Below are 17,005 nucleotides of genomic sequence, written 5' to 3'. Positions count from 1 at the left end.
GTAATTAATAAAAACCAAGCCAATAGGCCTGGTTTTTAATTTGAGATAATTTTCTCTATTCTTTTTTGGTGCATACTATAGCTAAAGTTTTCTTCTACAAAACGTAAGGCTTTTTCTGAACTACTTTTCATAAGAGATGGGTCATTACGGAATCTCATAATAAGGCTTTCTACCTCATCAGGCTCTGCGTAATTGGCAGCATCTTTAAAGAGTGGTTTATAGTTATTTGGTAATACAACGGGTACTCCTGCAGCCATAGCCTCTATTATTACTCGTCCGAATGATTCAACCCAATCGGAATGTGTAAAGTAAATGAATAGGTCTAATTCTTTTAAAAATTGTTGAGATGAAATCTCGCCAAATTCATACACCTTCCAATTTTCCGGCAAGTAACCAATCACTCTTTTAGGAATACTCGCTCCCCCCAAAACCAATATCTGACAATTACTGTTTTCTGGATACACAGAAAGCATTTCTTCTTTTGTTTCTGGCCACTTTACGTAAGAATCTCTTGAATGTCTACCTATTTTAATTAGATCTGGTTTGTTTTCTTTTGTTTTTCGAAAGTTATTCCATTCTTCAATATCGATAATATTATACCAGTCATCTTGTGATAGTGGCTTATTAGCTATTTCACTTGGATGATGCGTGATCAACGCTTCTCTTATAAGCGGACCAATAGTATGCCAAGTACCTGACGTTCCAAAATAATGAATCATATTTTTATAAATTTCATCTAAATCATAACGAATTTCAAAATTAGTCCCATAAGCACTTTGAGGTGGCTGATTAATAATTAGTCTAACATCTTTAGCAACCACATCTGGAATATAAATTTGTTTTTCTTGCAACATAGGAGGATATCGTAAAATTAATACGTCACAGGAAACTTTTTCTCCGTATACTAATAATTGTACTGTTTCTCCATCAATTAAATCTCTAACCTTAGGATTAATCTTCTTTTTTGGAGGATAATCATAACGTGCCATTTGAATTATTCCTGTTTTATAACCCGCTTTTTGTTGTGCTTTGATTTCTTCGACACTTGACAAAGTGGATCCTCCGTCTAATCGAAAATCAGAGACAATTATAACATCAAAATGTCTTCTATTTGATTTGTCTTTAATTCGTTGTGGCAACATTGGTTCTGGAGCCGGGAACGGCCTGTTTTTCATCGGAAATTCATAATATAAATTTTTATTGTTTTTATGATAGTATACTTGTGCTTCTAGATATTCTTTCCTTGCTCCCATAAAAAATCCAGGAAATCCGAATGATGAATTACCAGTAAGGGAAGTTTCACTCTGCCTTTGGAAAGATAGAGGACCAGTTTCTAATTCTATAATACTCTCTTCACCGAAAACATATTTAATTCTTTTAATAAATTCAGAATCACCACCGAATCTAACTGAATCCCAATATCCTATTGCATCCATAACTTCTTTTCTTCTAAACATAAAAGAAGACATATTACTAAATAGATATAACCCTGGTTTACCTCTTCTAAAGAAACTCAAATTTTCTGTTGCCCTAGCTTGTTGAGAGGTATTCCCAATGTATTTTTCATTTTTCAGTAAATGCATCACTTGCGTTTCTATCTTCTTGCTATGGGACCAATCATCAGCGTCATTTATCGTAACAAAATCACCCGTAGCTTGGGATAAGGCAATATTACGTGCTACATAAGCACCACTATTGGATGGCGTTTTTAACAGGTGAACTCTATTATCTTTCTTCTGAATTTTCCTTATGATATTTTCTGTCTCATCATTACTGCAATCATCAACTACCATTACTTCTAAATTACTCCATGTTTGATTTAAAATTGATAATAAAGAAGTTTTAATTACCTCTTCAGCATTGTAAACTGGTATAATAACAGTAACTTTAGAACCATTAAACTTTCTCAAAGGTGCATTTTCAGATGATAATTGATCATATGGATCCCGTTTATCATTTGTCTGAGTGAAATATACTTCGCTGAGCGAAAAATAGTTGTAAACTTTATTTACCCATTTTAAGCGCTCAGTAACCGAATCCTCTGTATTCGCTCTAGCCAAGTATAAATCTGGATGGTGTTCTACTCTTAGCATCTTATCTAGTATACTTTTAGCCCGTTCTTTATGCCCCAAATACATTAAATTTTCAGCTTCAATTATAGTAATTTGCCTTAATTTTGCTGGGTCCTTCTCACCGTTTGAAACTATTGGTAATAACTTAATACTTTGTCTTGCACCTTCTTCTGTTTGTTTATTTGAATGCCAAACAGCTAACTCCCAAGCAATTAATTTTTTCATTAAATTATTATTAGTGGTCTCCATGAGCTGCTCTAATTCAAACAAGGCTTTTTCTTCAAAACCAAGGTTTCGTAATTTATATTTAAGCCTTTCTACCTTATTGAATTTTTTCTGCTGTTTTCCATTTTTGACAAGACCCTTAATACGTTTTTTTATTACAGATGGAAGCTTATCAACGATTTGACGACGATGTTTAGAAGAGATTACTTTATAAGCACCAAATTCAATTATACTTACAATAATTTTTTTGATTTTTTTCTTCATTCTATAAAACACCCTATTTACCTAATTTTTTTTCTGCTAGCCTTTTTTTATATCTATTAATTGCTTCTTCAGGTTCTCCATCAAAAGCTACTCTTCCTTTTTCGAACCAAATTGCCCTTGTACATACAGTTTTGACAAAATTCATGCTGTGTGAAACGATAATTACTGCTTTTGCACTTAATATCATTTCTTGAATTCTCTCAGTAGCTTTCTGTTTGAACTCCATATCCCCTGTAGACAAAGCTTCATCAATTATAAAAATATCCGGCTCTAGCGTTGAAGCGATACTAAAACCTAATCTTGCTTTCATACCACTAGAATATTCCTTAACTGGTTGATTGATTTTATTCCCTAATCCTGAGAATTTGACAATATGATCATAATTTTTTTCTACTTTATCTAAAGGCATACCTAATAGCATACCATTTAAATATATATTATCTGCTCCGGATAATTGAGCATTAAAACCAGTACCATAACCTAACAATGCCGAAGTCTCTCCGTTAATCTGTATTTGCCCTTGTTCCGGTTCAAGAATTCTCGTTAGGACTTTACAAAGCGTACTTTTCCCAGCACCGTTATGACCAATTACTCCAATAATTTCTCCCTCTTTAATATTGAAGTTTACTTCTTTCAAAGCCCAATGTGTTTTTTTCTTTAAATTATATGCTACACTTATATTTTCAGCCTTAATTACAGTGTTATCTTTTACAATTGTCTCTGTTTTATCGATTTCTAATTTCTTCCTTGGTTTTTTGGGTGGTAAGGACTGTTTATAATGCTCTACTATTTGTTCAGGGTCTCCTACTTCGCGTACTTCTCCTTTATCTAACCATATTAATCGATCACAATTTTTTTTAGCAAATCCAATACTATGGGTAACTATTATGACCATTTTTGCCTTTTCAACTAATTCTTTTATTTTTTTAGATGCTTTATTACTAAACTCTGTATCACCTGTATTTAAAGCTTCATCTAAGATTAATATTTCTGGCTCTAGATGTGCAGCTACACTGAAACCTAGACGCGCTTTCATACCACTGGAATAGTACTTCATTGGCTCTTCAAAAAATTCCTCTAAACCCGAAAAATCATGAATATCGTTAATAAATTGAGCGATTTTCTGTTTTTCGATACCTAACATCATTCCATTTAGATACACATTCTCTCTTCCTGTTAATTCTTTATTAAAGCCCATTCCAAAGGAAAATAATGCCGTAACTTTGCCATCAACAGTGAGACTTCCTTTATCCGGTTCTAAAATGTTTGAAATAGTTTTACAAAGGGTCGTTTTACCAGCTCCATTTGATCCAATTATCCCAAGCACTTCACCTTTATAACCAGTAAAATTAATATTTTTCAGTGGCCAAACTAGTTTCTTTTTTTTGTTTTTATTCTTGTTCTTTCTTTTCATCCAATTTAATGCGTGTGACTTATAATCGTCTTTCTTAAAGTTTGGATCAAAGGATACACCTAAATTCTCAGCTTTTATTAATATTTCTTTATTATTTACTGACATAGAAAACCCTCATTTATAAAGCTTTAATTATTTTATGCTCATTTTTCATGAAATGGTAAAGCATGAATACAATAGCAACGCATGAAGCAATAGTGATTACAAATAATCCTGTAAATTCTGGAACCTGCTGATACATTAATATAGCACGATAAGCATCAAGAATGATTGCCACAGGATTAATAGCCACAACCCAATCTAGCTCTGCTGGAAGTCTACTTCCTTCCCAGATAATCGGCGAAGCGTAAAAAAACAATCTTATTATGTGTGACAAAATATAATCAATATCCTTAATAAAAACACAAATATAAGAAATGAACATACCAAGAGCTAATAACATTAATAACTGAATAAGTATTATTAACGGTAAATAAACTATTTGCCACCCTGGCATGACTCCAAATGCTATTAAGAATATTGCTATTACCACTAATCCAAATACAAAATTAAATAATTGTGACGTAGATAAAGCTATCGGGAACATCGATTTGGGTAAATAAACTTGGTTAATAATCGATGAATATTTAGTAATTGCTTTTGCAGATGACCTAACAGTTGTATTCATCCATCTCCAGACAACCAACCCTATCACTAAATAAACAGCATAATTTTCTCCACCTCGCTGGAGAATGATTACTACTAAAAAATAGTATACTAGCACATTTAATAAAGGATCTAACAACCACCAAAAATATCCTAAATAGCTATCTCTATTCTCAGCTTTTAAACCTGATTTAACTAAATATAATAATAAATCTTTTCTTTTTAATATTTCAGATAAGTAATTTCGCATAAGTCAAAATGACACCCACCTATATTTTAATTGCTTGCAAGTCAACTGCTATAATTATAGTTTAAGCTAGACCGTTCCGTTTTTCTATCCAGAACCTCTATATCATTCGAAAATATTTATTTCTTTATTAATGTTGAATACTAAAAACTTTATCAACGAATCAACATAAGAATACATATTAACCTAGATAATTTCATTTGTAAAGGTTTTACATATCCCCAACTCAATATATTGCTCATCATAAAATTCTCATTGTTGTTCAAAATAGAAATATATACAAGACATAAAGGAGCATATAAATGAAAAAATTCAAAAATCTGCTATTTAATTCAAGTAATAAACATTCAGAGTACCTTGAAGAAAGTAATTGGGATTCAAACCCGGATGATATCGATGATTTAGATATTGAATATGAGTTTGAAGGCTTTATTAATAAAAATAAAGTTGATTAATTAATTAATTTATTATTTAAAGAAGCACAATATAACTGTATATTGTGCTTCTTTCTATTTATAATCTCCACAATTTGAATTTCTCAGGGCATTTCTCTTTATTTAATTTGCTTTTTAGATCAACTAATATATTTACATCATTTTTAACTAACCTTTCAAATTCAGTCCAAGATTTATCTAAATAGAATTGATGCGGTACAGCTAATACAACTGCATCAGATGGCTTTAAATCTTCATATGGAATAAGTTCCACACCGTATTCATTTTTTGCTTCTTCTGATGAAGCATAAGGATCAGAAACTTGAATATCCATACCATATTCCTTCAGTTCATTAATTACATCAATAACTCTAGAATTTCTTAAATCAGGTACATTTTCTTTAAAGGTTAGACCTAAAATGGTTACAGAAGCTCCATGAACTTGGATTTTTTCTTTGATCATTTCTTTAACTAAAGCTGTAGCTACATATTTACCCATATCGTCATTAATTCTTCGTCCTGAAAGAATAAGCTCTGGTCTATAACCTACTTTTTCAGACTTGTGTGTTAAATAGTATGGATCTACACCTATACAGTGTCCCCCTACAAGCCCTGGACTAAACGGTAAGAAATTCCACTTTGTTCCAGCTGCTTCTAACACCTCAGCGGTATCTATACCCATACGGTCAAACATGATAGCCAATTCATTCATTAATGCAATGTTAACGTCACGTTGTGTATTCTCAATAATTTTTGCAGCTTCCGCTACTTTTAATGATGATGCTCTAAAGACTCCAGCATCAACAACACTTTCATACACTTCTGAAATGATATCAAGTACTTCTGGTGTTTGACCGGAAACAACTTTGGTGATTGTTTTAAATGTGTGTTTTTTATCCCCGGGATTAATTCTTTCTGGTGAATAACCAATAAAGAAATCTTCACCTGATTTCAATCCTGATTCTTCTTCAAGTATTGGGACGCAAACCTCTTCTGTAGCTCCTGGATACACAGTAGACTCATACACCACAATAGTACCTTTTTTCAAGTGCTTCCCTACTGTTCGTGAAGCTCCTTCTAATGGCTTAAAGTCTGGTAATTTGTTCATATTAATTGGAGTTGGAACTGCAATAATTAAAAAATCACAATCAGATAGTTGAATAGGATCAGATGTAAATGCTATATCTGCTTTTTTTAATTCTTCTATCTCTACCTCATTGGTAAAATCAATATTATTTTTTAATGTGTTAATTCTATTTTCGTTAATATCGAAGCCTACCACATGGTGTTGTTGCCCAAACGCAACTGCTATCGGTAGACCAACATATCCTAACCCTACAATCCCTATTTTTCTATCCATTATCTACACCTCTTATAATTTAAGTATTTTCAGAAAAAATCTTAACTAGTTTTACATAATGTTATTTTTAAACAAAACATCAAATTTAAACATACTTAGAAATTATACAACATATTTTTTTATTTTAAAATATGCATAATGCATAAAATACCAAACACTTTTTAACAAATTTAGTTTTTCTACTTCTCGATAAACTTTCCAATTTTGTTTAGCCATTTTTATTTTATTACTAGAAATGGAATTTTGTCTAACTCGATATTTAGCCAAAGTTTCTTGCAAACCAAATGCCGTAAAACCTCTTCGTGTCAAATTCAACCATAATGCATAGTCTTGTCTCGATCTTATATTTACCATCTGGATTTCATTGATTTTATTTCGATCTAATATAACTGTAAGACATCCTATCACACAGTTTTTTAACAAATCATTATATTCTACAGCATCAGGAATTGTTACTACTTTATTTTTTGCATCATCTGAGTGAATTTCCAAATAGCTTGTATAGGTAAAAGCATAATCATGCTGCCGCATAAAAGTTAATTGTCTTTCCAATTTTTCCGGCAACCACCTGTCATCACTATCCAAAAAAGCGATGTATCTGCCTTGTGCGTTTTCGATTGCTGTATTTCTGGCGACCGCTGCTCCTTGGTTTCTTTCAAGGGCAATCAGTCGTATTCTATCGTCTTCTTTCTGATATTCTTCAATGATCGAGATTGTCTGATCGGTTGAACCGTCATCCACTATTACCATTTCCCAATGCGAGTAGGTTTGCTGTAGGACCGACTCTATCGTCTCCCGTATATACGTTTCTGAATTATAGGTTGGCGTAATTACAGAAACAAGATTGTAATCTTTTATTTCATTCATATTTTCCATCCTATTTATTTAATAATTGCTCATACCATGCCAAAAGCTTCTTCTCCTGAGATTCCCAGCTTAATTCCTGTAAGACCGCTTTTCTACCATTATACCCCATCGTCTCCGCTTCTAATGGATGATTGTTTAAGTATTCAACAGCATCGATCCATTCTTGCTTATTTTCAGGATCAACGGTAATACCACATTGATGCTGGTCAATAAATGCTTTCCATCTTGAAAAATTCGAGCAGATGATCGGCAATCCCGCACTCATATATTCAAAAAACTTCGTTAGTTCTTTCTTCAAATAATGATCAGTAGCAGGGAAAATCGCTAAACCGGCAATCCAATTTTCATTTAAATAATAATCATCAATCTCTTCTCGCTCAACAAAACGGTCAATCCCGTCAAAGTGGATGTAGTCTTGCTTGTCACCTGCATGTTCTTTCATTTGCTCTGCTAAGTTACTTGAGCATTTCCCAACTAAATAAACATGCTTGTCCATGATTTGCGGAATTTCAGCATGGTAAAATGCACCTCTTTCCACCGATACATTCCCGGTGTATAACAATTTGTTGCTCATATTACTTCGATCGATTTCTTGATTGATTAATTTCTCATTCAAGATCGGATAATTGAGGATGCATGTCCCTCGTTGATAACGATCAAAGTAATATTTTTCTGCCAGGCACAGTTCCATTTTCTTTACTAATAACCGTTCCATACTATTGTACAATTTACCGATGATTCGTTTGATGGGCTGAGGAAAATACTCTTTCTGCATAATACTTGTATAGTAATCCTCATGTACATCATAGATGACTGTATTACCTTTCTTTTTTAACAGCCAACCGACAAAGATTAATTCCGGATCGTGAAAATGGTAGATATCCGCCTTCATCCTTTTTGCTTGTTTATAGGCTTGAATTGGCCCAAAGAGCATTCGTTTCCAGCGATTGGCATACTTCTTAAGTGGAATGATGTCTACTTTATTTTGCTCATCCTGACTATCACTTTGTTCATCGATTGGTGCCATTAACGACACATCATATCCATTCTTTTGTAGTGATACACATTCTTTATGATAAATTCTCGTATCATATGGGTGATGAACAGTCGTCATATGGACAATTTTACTTGATTGAGACAAATAGATAAACCTCCACTTCTATAAAGGCAAACTTAAGTTTTGCCTTCATTTAACTGATACTTTTGAACAAATAATTCGATGTGAACAACCATTAATTATAGCACATCTAGAAAAATTTGTTCATATTGTCTTACGATCTTGTTTGAGTTAAAGAATGTCGCACGTTTATAGCCTTTCTCTGTGATGGTTTGCAATTCTTCTGGAGTTGCTTGTAAAACAGCGAGCATATTCTCTGCAAGCTGCTCTTCATCACCGACAGGACTTAACAACCCATATTTGCCGTTGTCCAATACCTCTGATGGACCAGAGCGACAGTTGGTTGATACAACAGCTGTCTTGGTCGCTAATGCTTCGGCAATTACATGACTAAATCCCTCATGCTTAGATGACAGTACAAATAAGTCGGCATGACGGAAATAAACATACGGATTTTGTTGAAACCCAAGAAAATGGACACGATCTTCTATGTTTAATTCGTTTGATAACTGTTTTAATTCATCATATAAATACCCTTCTCCAAGCATCACCAACCGACTAGCGCATTGTTTATTTACCTTCGCAAAAGCGCGTAGCATCGTGTGATGATCTTTTTGAGGGACTAATCGTCCAGCGGTAATGATCATCTTGTCATCTGTATCAAATAATGACTGATGATCGAAGTCTTCTTCTTGATTAGCCAGATCTGTAATATTGGCGACATCGACCGGATTATAGATTACTTCGATCGATTCTCTCGGTACTTTATACCGTTCGACTAGATTGTCTTTTACCCCTTCTGAAAGGGAGATAATTTGATTCGCTAACCGATAAACAAGGCCAAATCCTAATAACTGAAGATTTTCTTTCCATGTACCACCTAGATTATCCGCTTCCCTAATCACATTTTTAGCTTTTGTGAAAGAGGCTAGTTTTGCCAATATCGCAATCGTGTTTACTCTTGGAATCGTACTAAATACAATGTCTACTTGTTGTTCTCGAATAATTTTTGCTAATTTAAAGATGGATCTGCTCAAACGTTTCGTGTCCAATTTAATAAAGGTTACATCATCTTTTAGTGCATGCTCATAAGACCCATCATAGTTTAGCGTGACTAAGATGGGAGAAAATTTATTTCTATCTAAGTTATTGATAATGTTTAATAAAGTTCTGGCAGCTCCACCGGCCCCCATTTGATAGATAAAGAACACGATGTTTACTTTTTTCATCTGTTTTCTTTCCTCCTGCTTACGATCAGGCTACTTATATCTGTTCGATAAAGTGAGACTTTGATCAGTGAGGGTTTTGACTCTCACTGATCAATAGCGTAACTTATCAGGGTGTTAGTGTCTGTTAGCCCACAATTAGCTTCTCTGTCTTACTTGAAGTTTGAAGTGGGGGATTACAGACGATTAGCACCGTGATAAAAATGTCTGTTTATGACTGTTCAAACCGAAAACTGCAAAATTTTACATTTTCATCACATATCTTTCTATTTTATACGATATTTAATAGAAACGAAAGAGTTATTAGCGAAATGTAACGCAATTGAAAAAGAGTAAAAGTCAATACTATTCACTCGTCACTTAATGGGTAGTTTTCTTCATAGAGTTAATAATATCCTATTTCAGAGAACTTTCTCTGGAAAAAAGGGTTATATCCACGGAAGAGCACCCCTCGTTCCTGGAAAGGGCAATATCCATGGTAGATCATATTTTAAAAAGAAAAATCTGAACACCATCCCTATTCTACTTTCATAGAACCTGGAATAATTGTTCAGATTAATCTTCTTACGCTTCTTTCTTTTTCTTACCTTTTCTCGTAAACCATCCTTTAATACGCTCTGATAGGTTATCAAAGTACGTATAAACGACTGGAATTAAGACTAGTGTAAAGACGCTGGATGTCAATAAACCGAAAATGACGGTTATGGCCATTGGCTGTTGCATTTCCGCACCTTCACCATATCCTAACGCTAATGGAACCATTGCTAGGATTGTCGTTAAGGTTGTCATTAAAATAGGACGCAACCTTGTTTTTCCAGCTTCGACAATGGCTTCGTGTCGATCCATTCCTCGATTCCTTAGAATATTTATATAATCGACCAGCACGATCGCATTGTTAACTACTATACCTGCGAGCATAATCACCCCGATAAAGGCCGTGATGGATAACGGCTGACCGGTAATGAACAGTCCACCAAACACCCCTATTGCTGTTGCAGGCATGGAGAACATAATGATTAATGGATGCAGGAAGTTTTCAAATTGAACTGCCATAACGGCGTATACTAAGAAAATCGATAATACTAAAGCCAGACCTAAGTCAACAAAGGCTTCTGTCATATCTTCCGCCTGACCGCCGATCGAATAATCATAATCTTCTGGGAAGTTCATGGAATTCAATGCACTTTGAACATTTTGAGATACAGTACCTAAATCACTGTCAACAACACCAGATGAAATATTAACTTGTCGTTCCTGGTTCTGACGTGAAATAGTTGCGGCACTTTGTACTTGTTCGAAATCCGCAATCGTCTGCAAAGGAATCGTCGTTCCTTCTTGATTTTGAACCATTAAATTTTCTAAGTCATTAATGGTTGAGCGTTGATCTTCCGGATACATTAATTTGACATTCATTTCTTCTCCGGCTTCACGATACTGCATGATCGTCTGGCCAGTAAAACCGACCTGAACTTGGCTCATTACTTCTTGATAGCTTAAACCATATTGTGCTGCAAGCTCACGATCAACTTGAATCGCAATTTCTGGTTGCGTATCAGATAGAGATGATGTTGGGTTGTAGACACCTTCCACATCTTCTAGTACTATCAGCACCTGATCTGACAGTTCCTGTAACACTTCTGTTTCTGGACCCGAAATTTGGATTTGGATCGGATCGCCTAATCCGGCACCAGAACTTGCTTCGCTAACGGTAATTTCCGCCCCAGCAATATCTTGCAATTCATCATCTAATTGTTGTACTACGGATGTTGTTGTTTGATCACGTTCATCTGCAGGTACTAATTGTATTTGATAGGAAGCATCAGAACCACCTGTCATCAACGCTTCTTCCGAATTACCACTACCGACCGTTACATAACTGACATCAATGACATCATCGTAATCTGCCAATATGTCATTCACTTGTTCGGTGATCGCAAGACGTTTCTCCTCATTTGTACCTGTTGGTGTTTCTACTGTGATACCTAACTGGCCTTGATCACCTTCTGGAATAAAGGCAGTACCAATAAACGGCAATAAAGAAACACTTCCAATGATAGCGACAATCGTAACCACAATCGTTGTTTTTCTTAGTTTCAAGGCTTTTTCGATCACTCGTTGGTAGCCGTTCACTACTTTTTGTAAGAAACGATCGAACCAGTAACGACGACCATTATCTTCCATAGCTTTCGTTAAAAGTTTGGATGATAACATCGGGATGAGCGTAACCGCAACTGCTAGCGATGCAATTAATGCAAACGAAACGGTTAACGCTAATGGTGTAAATAATTCCGATGCAATACCTTCAACGAATACGATTGGTAAAAATACTACTAACGTTGTCGTTGTTGATGCAATTACGGCTGGCGCAAGCTCTGAAGCACCTTTTATCGCTGCATCTTTGATACCATATCCTTTTTGCCTGTACGAGACGATATTTTCGAGTATAACGATGGAACTGTCGACCATCATCCCGATACCGAGTGCAAGACCACCCATCGTTAATACATTCAACGTTTCACCGGTGAAATATAACAGTACAAATGTGGAAACAATCGCAATTGGGATCGACACCCCGATAACAAGAGTTGCTCTAACACTTTTCAGGAATAGTAGCAATACTAATAACGCGAAAATTCCACCAAAAATCATATTTTGAATAACAGAATTAATCGATTGTTTAATAAAGTCTGACGTATCAACGACTACATCGAGGCTTACACCTTCTGGCATATCTTCATTTAAATCATCGATTGCAGCTAATACATTGTCTGATACTTCCACTGTGTTACCGTCTGATTGTTTTAGAATGCTTAACACAACGGCTGTCTCATTATTGACAAGGGTTGTGCCATTTTTTTGCGTTGTATCGTTGACATCTGCCACATCTTCGACTGTTATTTGTGCACCTTGTGGTGTCCGAATAATCGAATTGGAAATATCATCTACTGATTTAAATGTACCATCTACACGTAGCTGTAAATCCTGCTCACCACGTTGAATCGATCCTGCTGAACCAGATTGATTAGCACCTTGCAACGCCTGCTGAATCGCTTGGGTTGATACACCATATTGCATCATCGCCGCCCGGTCTAATTCTAATTCTATAACTCTTTCTTCTCCACCTTCGATACTGACAGAAGCAACACCGCTTTGTCGTTCAAAATATGGTTGAATGGTGTCCTCTGCTACTGTTTGTAATGTGTTGGTATCACTGCCTGTTAAACCAACCCACATAATTGGCATTTGATTTGGGTTAAAGCGAAGAACACTTGGATCATTAGCACCATCTGGCAATGCCGCTTTTACTTGATCTACACTTTCCCGAACCTCCAGTAAGGCATTATCGAGATCCGTGCCATTTTCAAACATAATAATAACTAAGGAAGAGCCTGTTTGCGATTGGGATTGAATCGTGTTGACCCCTTCAATCGAGCTAAGGCCACCTTCAATCGGTTCTGACACTAATTTTTCGACCTCTTGAGGTGCTGCATCTGGATAGCTGGTCGCAACCACTGCAATTGGTAAATCAATTTCCGGGAAAAGATCTATCGCTAAATTTCGAACTGATATAACACCCATTGCAATAATAGCGAGGACAATCATGATGACCCCGACTGGCCGTTTAACCGATGTATTGACTAGTTTCATGATTAATCCTCCTCTACTACACTAATTTTACTGCCATCTACAAGGGTTAATTGTCCACTTGTAATGATTTGGTCTCCTTCATTAAGCTCTGCTTGAATAGCTGTTAATTCGGACTGTGTTGCCTGAACATCTATTTCTACTTTTTTAGCTGTATCATCTTCTACAACATATACATACGTATCATCATTCTCTTCAACTAATGCTGCTGTTGGAATTAGTAATGAATCTTCAATTACGGTATCTTCTAACACGACAGTAGCAATGACGCCTGCTTTGTAATGGGTTGTTTCATTATCGAATGACAAATCAATCGGGAATAGTCCCGCTTCATTGGCAGCGTCTGCTACATATTCAATCTCTGCTTCGTGTGTTTCTTCTTCTGCACTTTGTAATAACAGGGTAACTTCTTTCCCTTTCTCAAATAATTCTAGTTGTACGTCAGGTACTTGTAATTGAACAGTTAACTGCTCTAAATCAATGATCGTTGCTAATGGATCTTGATTAGAAACCATTGAGCCTTCTTTTGCTTCCAATTGTGAAATAACCCCATCTGCCGGAGCTTCTACGGTGATGTTGCCTTGTGGGCTAGAGATGATCGCAATGTCATCATCTTCTTCCACCTTGTCTCCATTTTCTACTTCTAGTTCATCGATTTCACCCGCTACAGAAGGAATGACTGGTGTTGTTTGATTTGGCATCGTTCGGCCATAGAAATTACGTTCCATGACTAGGTCACCTTTTGTTACTTCTCCTGTTTCGACTGGTGTTACGCGCTCTACTTGCTCTTCTTCCTCATCGCTGTTTTCCGAACAAGCAACTAATGTGATGATAACAATCATCAGTAAAAATAATAAACGCTTCATCTTCTTGTCCCCTCTCAATATTTATACATATTTTTTTAACGATTGAACAATTGGTTTAATCGTTGCATAAGATTCTAAATGCTCGATCATACTTTGAATGATAATTTGTTTAGGTTCTTGCTTTTGCCATTCTTCTTCCAGTACATGTAATGCTTCTTCTATTTGCTGTCTTTCACCTCTTTCTAGGTCTGTGATTTGACTTTTTATTTGCTCGATGACAGCTTGAAATGACTGGTCACTCCTTTGCTTGAATCGTTTCAAATCCTGATATTGAAATACAGGAGACGCAGAATTTGTTAAAATGCCTTGCACCAGAATATCGATATTTTTGGTGATATAACCCGCTAATTGGTCCGGATCGAAGGAAAGGTCATGAATCGCAATCCATTTAAAATAACCACTCATCACCCCATCTGTTAGGATGATGGCATCTACTATGTAGGGCTTTATTTCTTCACCATAAATATTAATTAAGCGATCTTCCATCCAATCATAGCTCTGCTTATGTAGATTTAAAATCAATTCATCCTTCTTATCACCAAGGTGGACATTTTCTCGAAAATGCATCATCAGGTATTCCTTGTGTTCTTTAAACAATTGGAGAAATGCGCTAACCTGCTTTGTGAATTGGTCAAAAGGATTACCTGTTTCCTGGTGCATATTACTCAATTTTTGAAGAACTGTCTCTGTATAATATTTGTAAATTTCGACAAACAAATCATCCTTCGAATCAAAATGTAAGTAAAATGCTCCTTTGGAAACATCACTTTGATCAGCGATTTCTTGAATGGAAGTAGAGTGAAAGCCCTTTTCCGAGAAGAGCTTCAAACTCACTTCAATCATGCGCTTCTTTTTACTGTCCATGTCTTTGCAGCGCCTCACTTTCTCTAGTACGATTTCCCCTTTATGAATGTTTCATTTTTTTATTTTTTGTGAATGACTGGTCAGTCAGTAGTATACTATACCAGTTATCAATTGGAATATCAAAGGAAAAGGGCTATTTATTAATGACATAAGAAAAACTAGCAAAACCAGGATTTTCTACCCTAACGAGTCCCTCTGAATTAGAGTGTGCAACTAATGGCAACTAGGGTTATTTTCCTTGTGAAAGTGCAAGATATGCACTCAAAATAATAAACCCTGCTTCTACTGAAACAGGGTTTTAGCTTTCTACTTTAAGTTGACTGCTTTTGATGGTGATCAATTATTCCTGTGGATTATCTTTATCATCCATTGGACCTTCACCATTCTCAACAGCATCTTCCATATTCTCTTCGGCTTCGTCTAAGTTTTCTTCCACATTCTCACCTAGGTCTTCTCCGGTTCCGCCATCAGCGCCACCGTTTGTACCACCGTTGCCACCATTTCCTTGCTCTCCACCATCTGGAGCTTCATCAGTTGGAGCTTGTTCTTCTTGTTGTGGCTGCTCTTCTTCAAGCGGTTGTTCTTCTTCATCTTCATTTGTCGCACAACCAGCTAAAAGAGCTAGTGATAATAACAAAGCTGAAAGATACTTAACGTATTTTAATTCCATGTGATATCCTCCTTTAAGTCGTCTTCAATGGTAGGTTAACCAAATAATCTACAAAATATGCCATAAATTTTAATTATATTTTTGTAGGGATTTTTCCTTTTCGGATGGGAGGAGTTGATGCAAATAGAGGGTGCTTAGGACAAAAAAAAGAGAAGCTTTGCAAAGCCTCTCTTTTACTTATTTCACTGCAAATGTAATTTCCGCTTCACAAGCAAGTTCACCGTCTACTGTTGCAACGGCTTTTCCTTTTCCGATCGGTCCTTTTATACGGATAATTTCTACTTCAAGACGGAGTTGATCTCCTGGTTTCACTTGACGTTTGAAACGACACTTATCAATTCCTGCAAGAAAACCAATTTTACCTCTGTTTTCTTCTTTGCTCAAAATCGCAACCGCCCCAACTTGTGCTAATGCTTCGACAATTAATACACCAGGCATAACAGGATAATCCGGAAAGTGTCCCTGAAAAAATGGTTCATTAATAGTGACATTCTTTTTGCCGACAATCCGTTTATCATCTTGTTCGGTGATCGCATCCACTAACAGAAATGGATAACGGTGTGGGATCGTATCTTTAATTTGTTCAATATCCATATATGTATGACTCCTTTCTTTTCTCCATTAAAGTATATCAAAAAGAATAGAAAAAATCATAGCATGACTAATTGAAGCTTCCGGGGATATCTGCGTATTTCCACGGAACAGAGCGCCTTTTCCTCGGAAGAGAAGAGGTTTTCCACGGAGCAGAGTTGCTCTTCCGGGGATAATGGTTCCGCTTCCGGGGATGTTTGCTTCTCCTCCGGGGATATCTGCGTATTTCCACGGAACAGAGTGCCTTTTCCTCGGAAGAGAAGAGGTTTTCCACGGAGCAGAGTTGCTCTTCCGGGGATAATGGTTCCGCTTCCGGGGATGTTTGCTTCTCCTCCGGGGATATCTGCGTATTTCCACGGAACAGAGTGCCTTTTCCTCGGAAGAGAAGAGGTTTTCCACGGAGCAGAGTTTCGCTTCCGGGGATATCTTCATTTTTTGATGTACACCAGTACTTCTAAAGGAAGTAAGTATCCGCCGGTAGAACCGGCGGTTTTAATT

At 36.0% G+C, this 17,005-nt stretch carries 13 protein-coding genes; 1 reads left to right on the top strand and 12 read right to left on the bottom strand.

Translation table 11 applies throughout. From position 1 onward, the window contains the following. Nucleotides 1–35: 35 nt before the first annotated feature. The 3 genes from GH715_RS17400 to GH715_RS17390 are packed head-to-tail and all read right to left on the bottom strand — an operon-like array spanning nucleotide 36 to nucleotide 4,870. Nucleotides 36–2,561, bottom strand: coding sequence for a glycosyltransferase (locus tag GH715_RS17400; RefSeq protein ID WP_153836450.1), 2,526 nt, complete (start codon nucleotides 2,559–2,561; stop codon nucleotides 36–38). A 13-nt stretch (nucleotides 2,562–2,574) separates the two neighbouring features. After that, on the bottom strand, nucleotides 2,575–4,080 hold the full coding sequence (locus GH715_RS17395; protein WP_153836451.1) for an ABC transporter ATP-binding protein: 1,506 nt from the start codon (nucleotides 4,078–4,080) through the stop codon (nucleotides 2,575–2,577). Nucleotides 4,081–4,093: 13 nt separating this feature from the next. After that, the gene (locus GH715_RS17390; RefSeq protein ID WP_153836452.1) at nucleotides 4,094–4,870 is read right to left on the bottom strand and encodes an ABC transporter permease; all 777 of its coding nucleotides are present in this window, start codon (nucleotides 4,868–4,870) and stop codon (nucleotides 4,094–4,096) included. A gap of 299 nt (nucleotides 4,871–5,169) precedes the next feature. Here GH715_RS17390 and GH715_RS17385 point away from each other — a divergent pair, with 299 nt between their 5' ends. After that, nucleotides 5,170–5,322 (top strand): hypothetical protein, encoded by a 153-nt coding sequence (locus tag GH715_RS17385; protein WP_153836453.1) that lies wholly within the window; start codon nucleotides 5,170–5,172, stop codon nucleotides 5,320–5,322. A gap of 58 nt (nucleotides 5,323–5,380) precedes the next feature. Here the strand turns inward: GH715_RS17385 and GH715_RS17380 are convergent, their stop codons facing one another. From GH715_RS17380 to fabZ, 9 genes are all read right to left on the bottom strand, one after another. Continuing rightward, the gene (locus tag GH715_RS17380; RefSeq protein ID WP_153836454.1) at nucleotides 5,381–6,661 is read right to left on the bottom strand and encodes a nucleotide sugar dehydrogenase; all 1,281 of its coding nucleotides are present in this window, start codon (nucleotides 6,659–6,661) and stop codon (nucleotides 5,381–5,383) included. A 102-nt stretch (nucleotides 6,662–6,763) separates the two neighbouring features. Next, a complete protein-coding gene (locus GH715_RS17375) occupies nucleotides 6,764–7,528 on the bottom strand; it encodes a glycosyltransferase family 2 protein (RefSeq protein WP_153836455.1) in 765 nt (254 codons plus the stop codon). A 10-nt stretch (nucleotides 7,529–7,538) separates the two neighbouring features. Next, entirely contained in the window at nucleotides 7,539–8,669 is a 1,131-nt protein-coding gene (locus GH715_RS17370; RefSeq protein WP_153836456.1) for a glycosyltransferase, read from the bottom strand. A gap of 95 nt (nucleotides 8,670–8,764) precedes the next feature. Further along, on the bottom strand, nucleotides 8,765–9,874 hold the full coding sequence (locus tag GH715_RS17365) for a glycosyltransferase (RefSeq protein WP_153836457.1): 1,110 nt from the start codon (nucleotides 9,872–9,874) through the stop codon (nucleotides 8,765–8,767). Nucleotides 9,875–10,435: 561 nt separating this feature from the next. Then, nucleotides 10,436–13,519, bottom strand: coding sequence for an efflux RND transporter permease subunit (locus GH715_RS17360; RefSeq protein WP_153836458.1), 3,084 nt, complete (start codon nucleotides 13,517–13,519; stop codon nucleotides 10,436–10,438). Between the two features lie 2 nt (nucleotides 13,520–13,521). Then, nucleotides 13,522–14,382 (bottom strand): efflux RND transporter periplasmic adaptor subunit, encoded by an 861-nt coding sequence (locus GH715_RS17355; protein ID WP_153836459.1) that lies wholly within the window; start codon nucleotides 14,380–14,382, stop codon nucleotides 13,522–13,524. A 21-nt stretch (nucleotides 14,383–14,403) separates the two neighbouring features. Continuing rightward, nucleotides 14,404–15,246 carry a TetR/AcrR family transcriptional regulator gene (locus GH715_RS17350; protein ID WP_153836460.1) on the bottom strand — a complete coding sequence of 281 codons (843 nt, stop codon included), beginning with the start codon at nucleotides 15,244–15,246 and terminating at the stop codon, nucleotides 14,404–14,406. 340 nt (nucleotides 15,247–15,586) lie between these two features. Next, nucleotides 15,587–15,916 (bottom strand): hypothetical protein, encoded by a 330-nt coding sequence (locus GH715_RS17345; RefSeq protein ID WP_153836461.1) that lies wholly within the window; start codon nucleotides 15,914–15,916, stop codon nucleotides 15,587–15,589. Nucleotides 15,917–16,093: 177 nt separating this feature from the next. Then, the gene (gene fabZ, locus GH715_RS17340) at nucleotides 16,094–16,510 is read right to left on the bottom strand and encodes a 3-hydroxyacyl-ACP dehydratase FabZ (RefSeq protein WP_153836462.1); all 417 of its coding nucleotides are present in this window, start codon (nucleotides 16,508–16,510) and stop codon (nucleotides 16,094–16,096) included. Nucleotides 16,511–17,005 lie beyond the last annotated feature (495 nt).

This window comes from Gracilibacillus thailandensis, from assembly GCF_010994055.1.
Taxonomy (GTDB): domain Bacteria; phylum Bacillota; class Bacilli; order Bacillales; family Amphibacillaceae; genus Gracilibacillus; species Gracilibacillus lacisalsi.
This window is presented reverse-complemented; position numbering and strand designations above follow the sequence as displayed.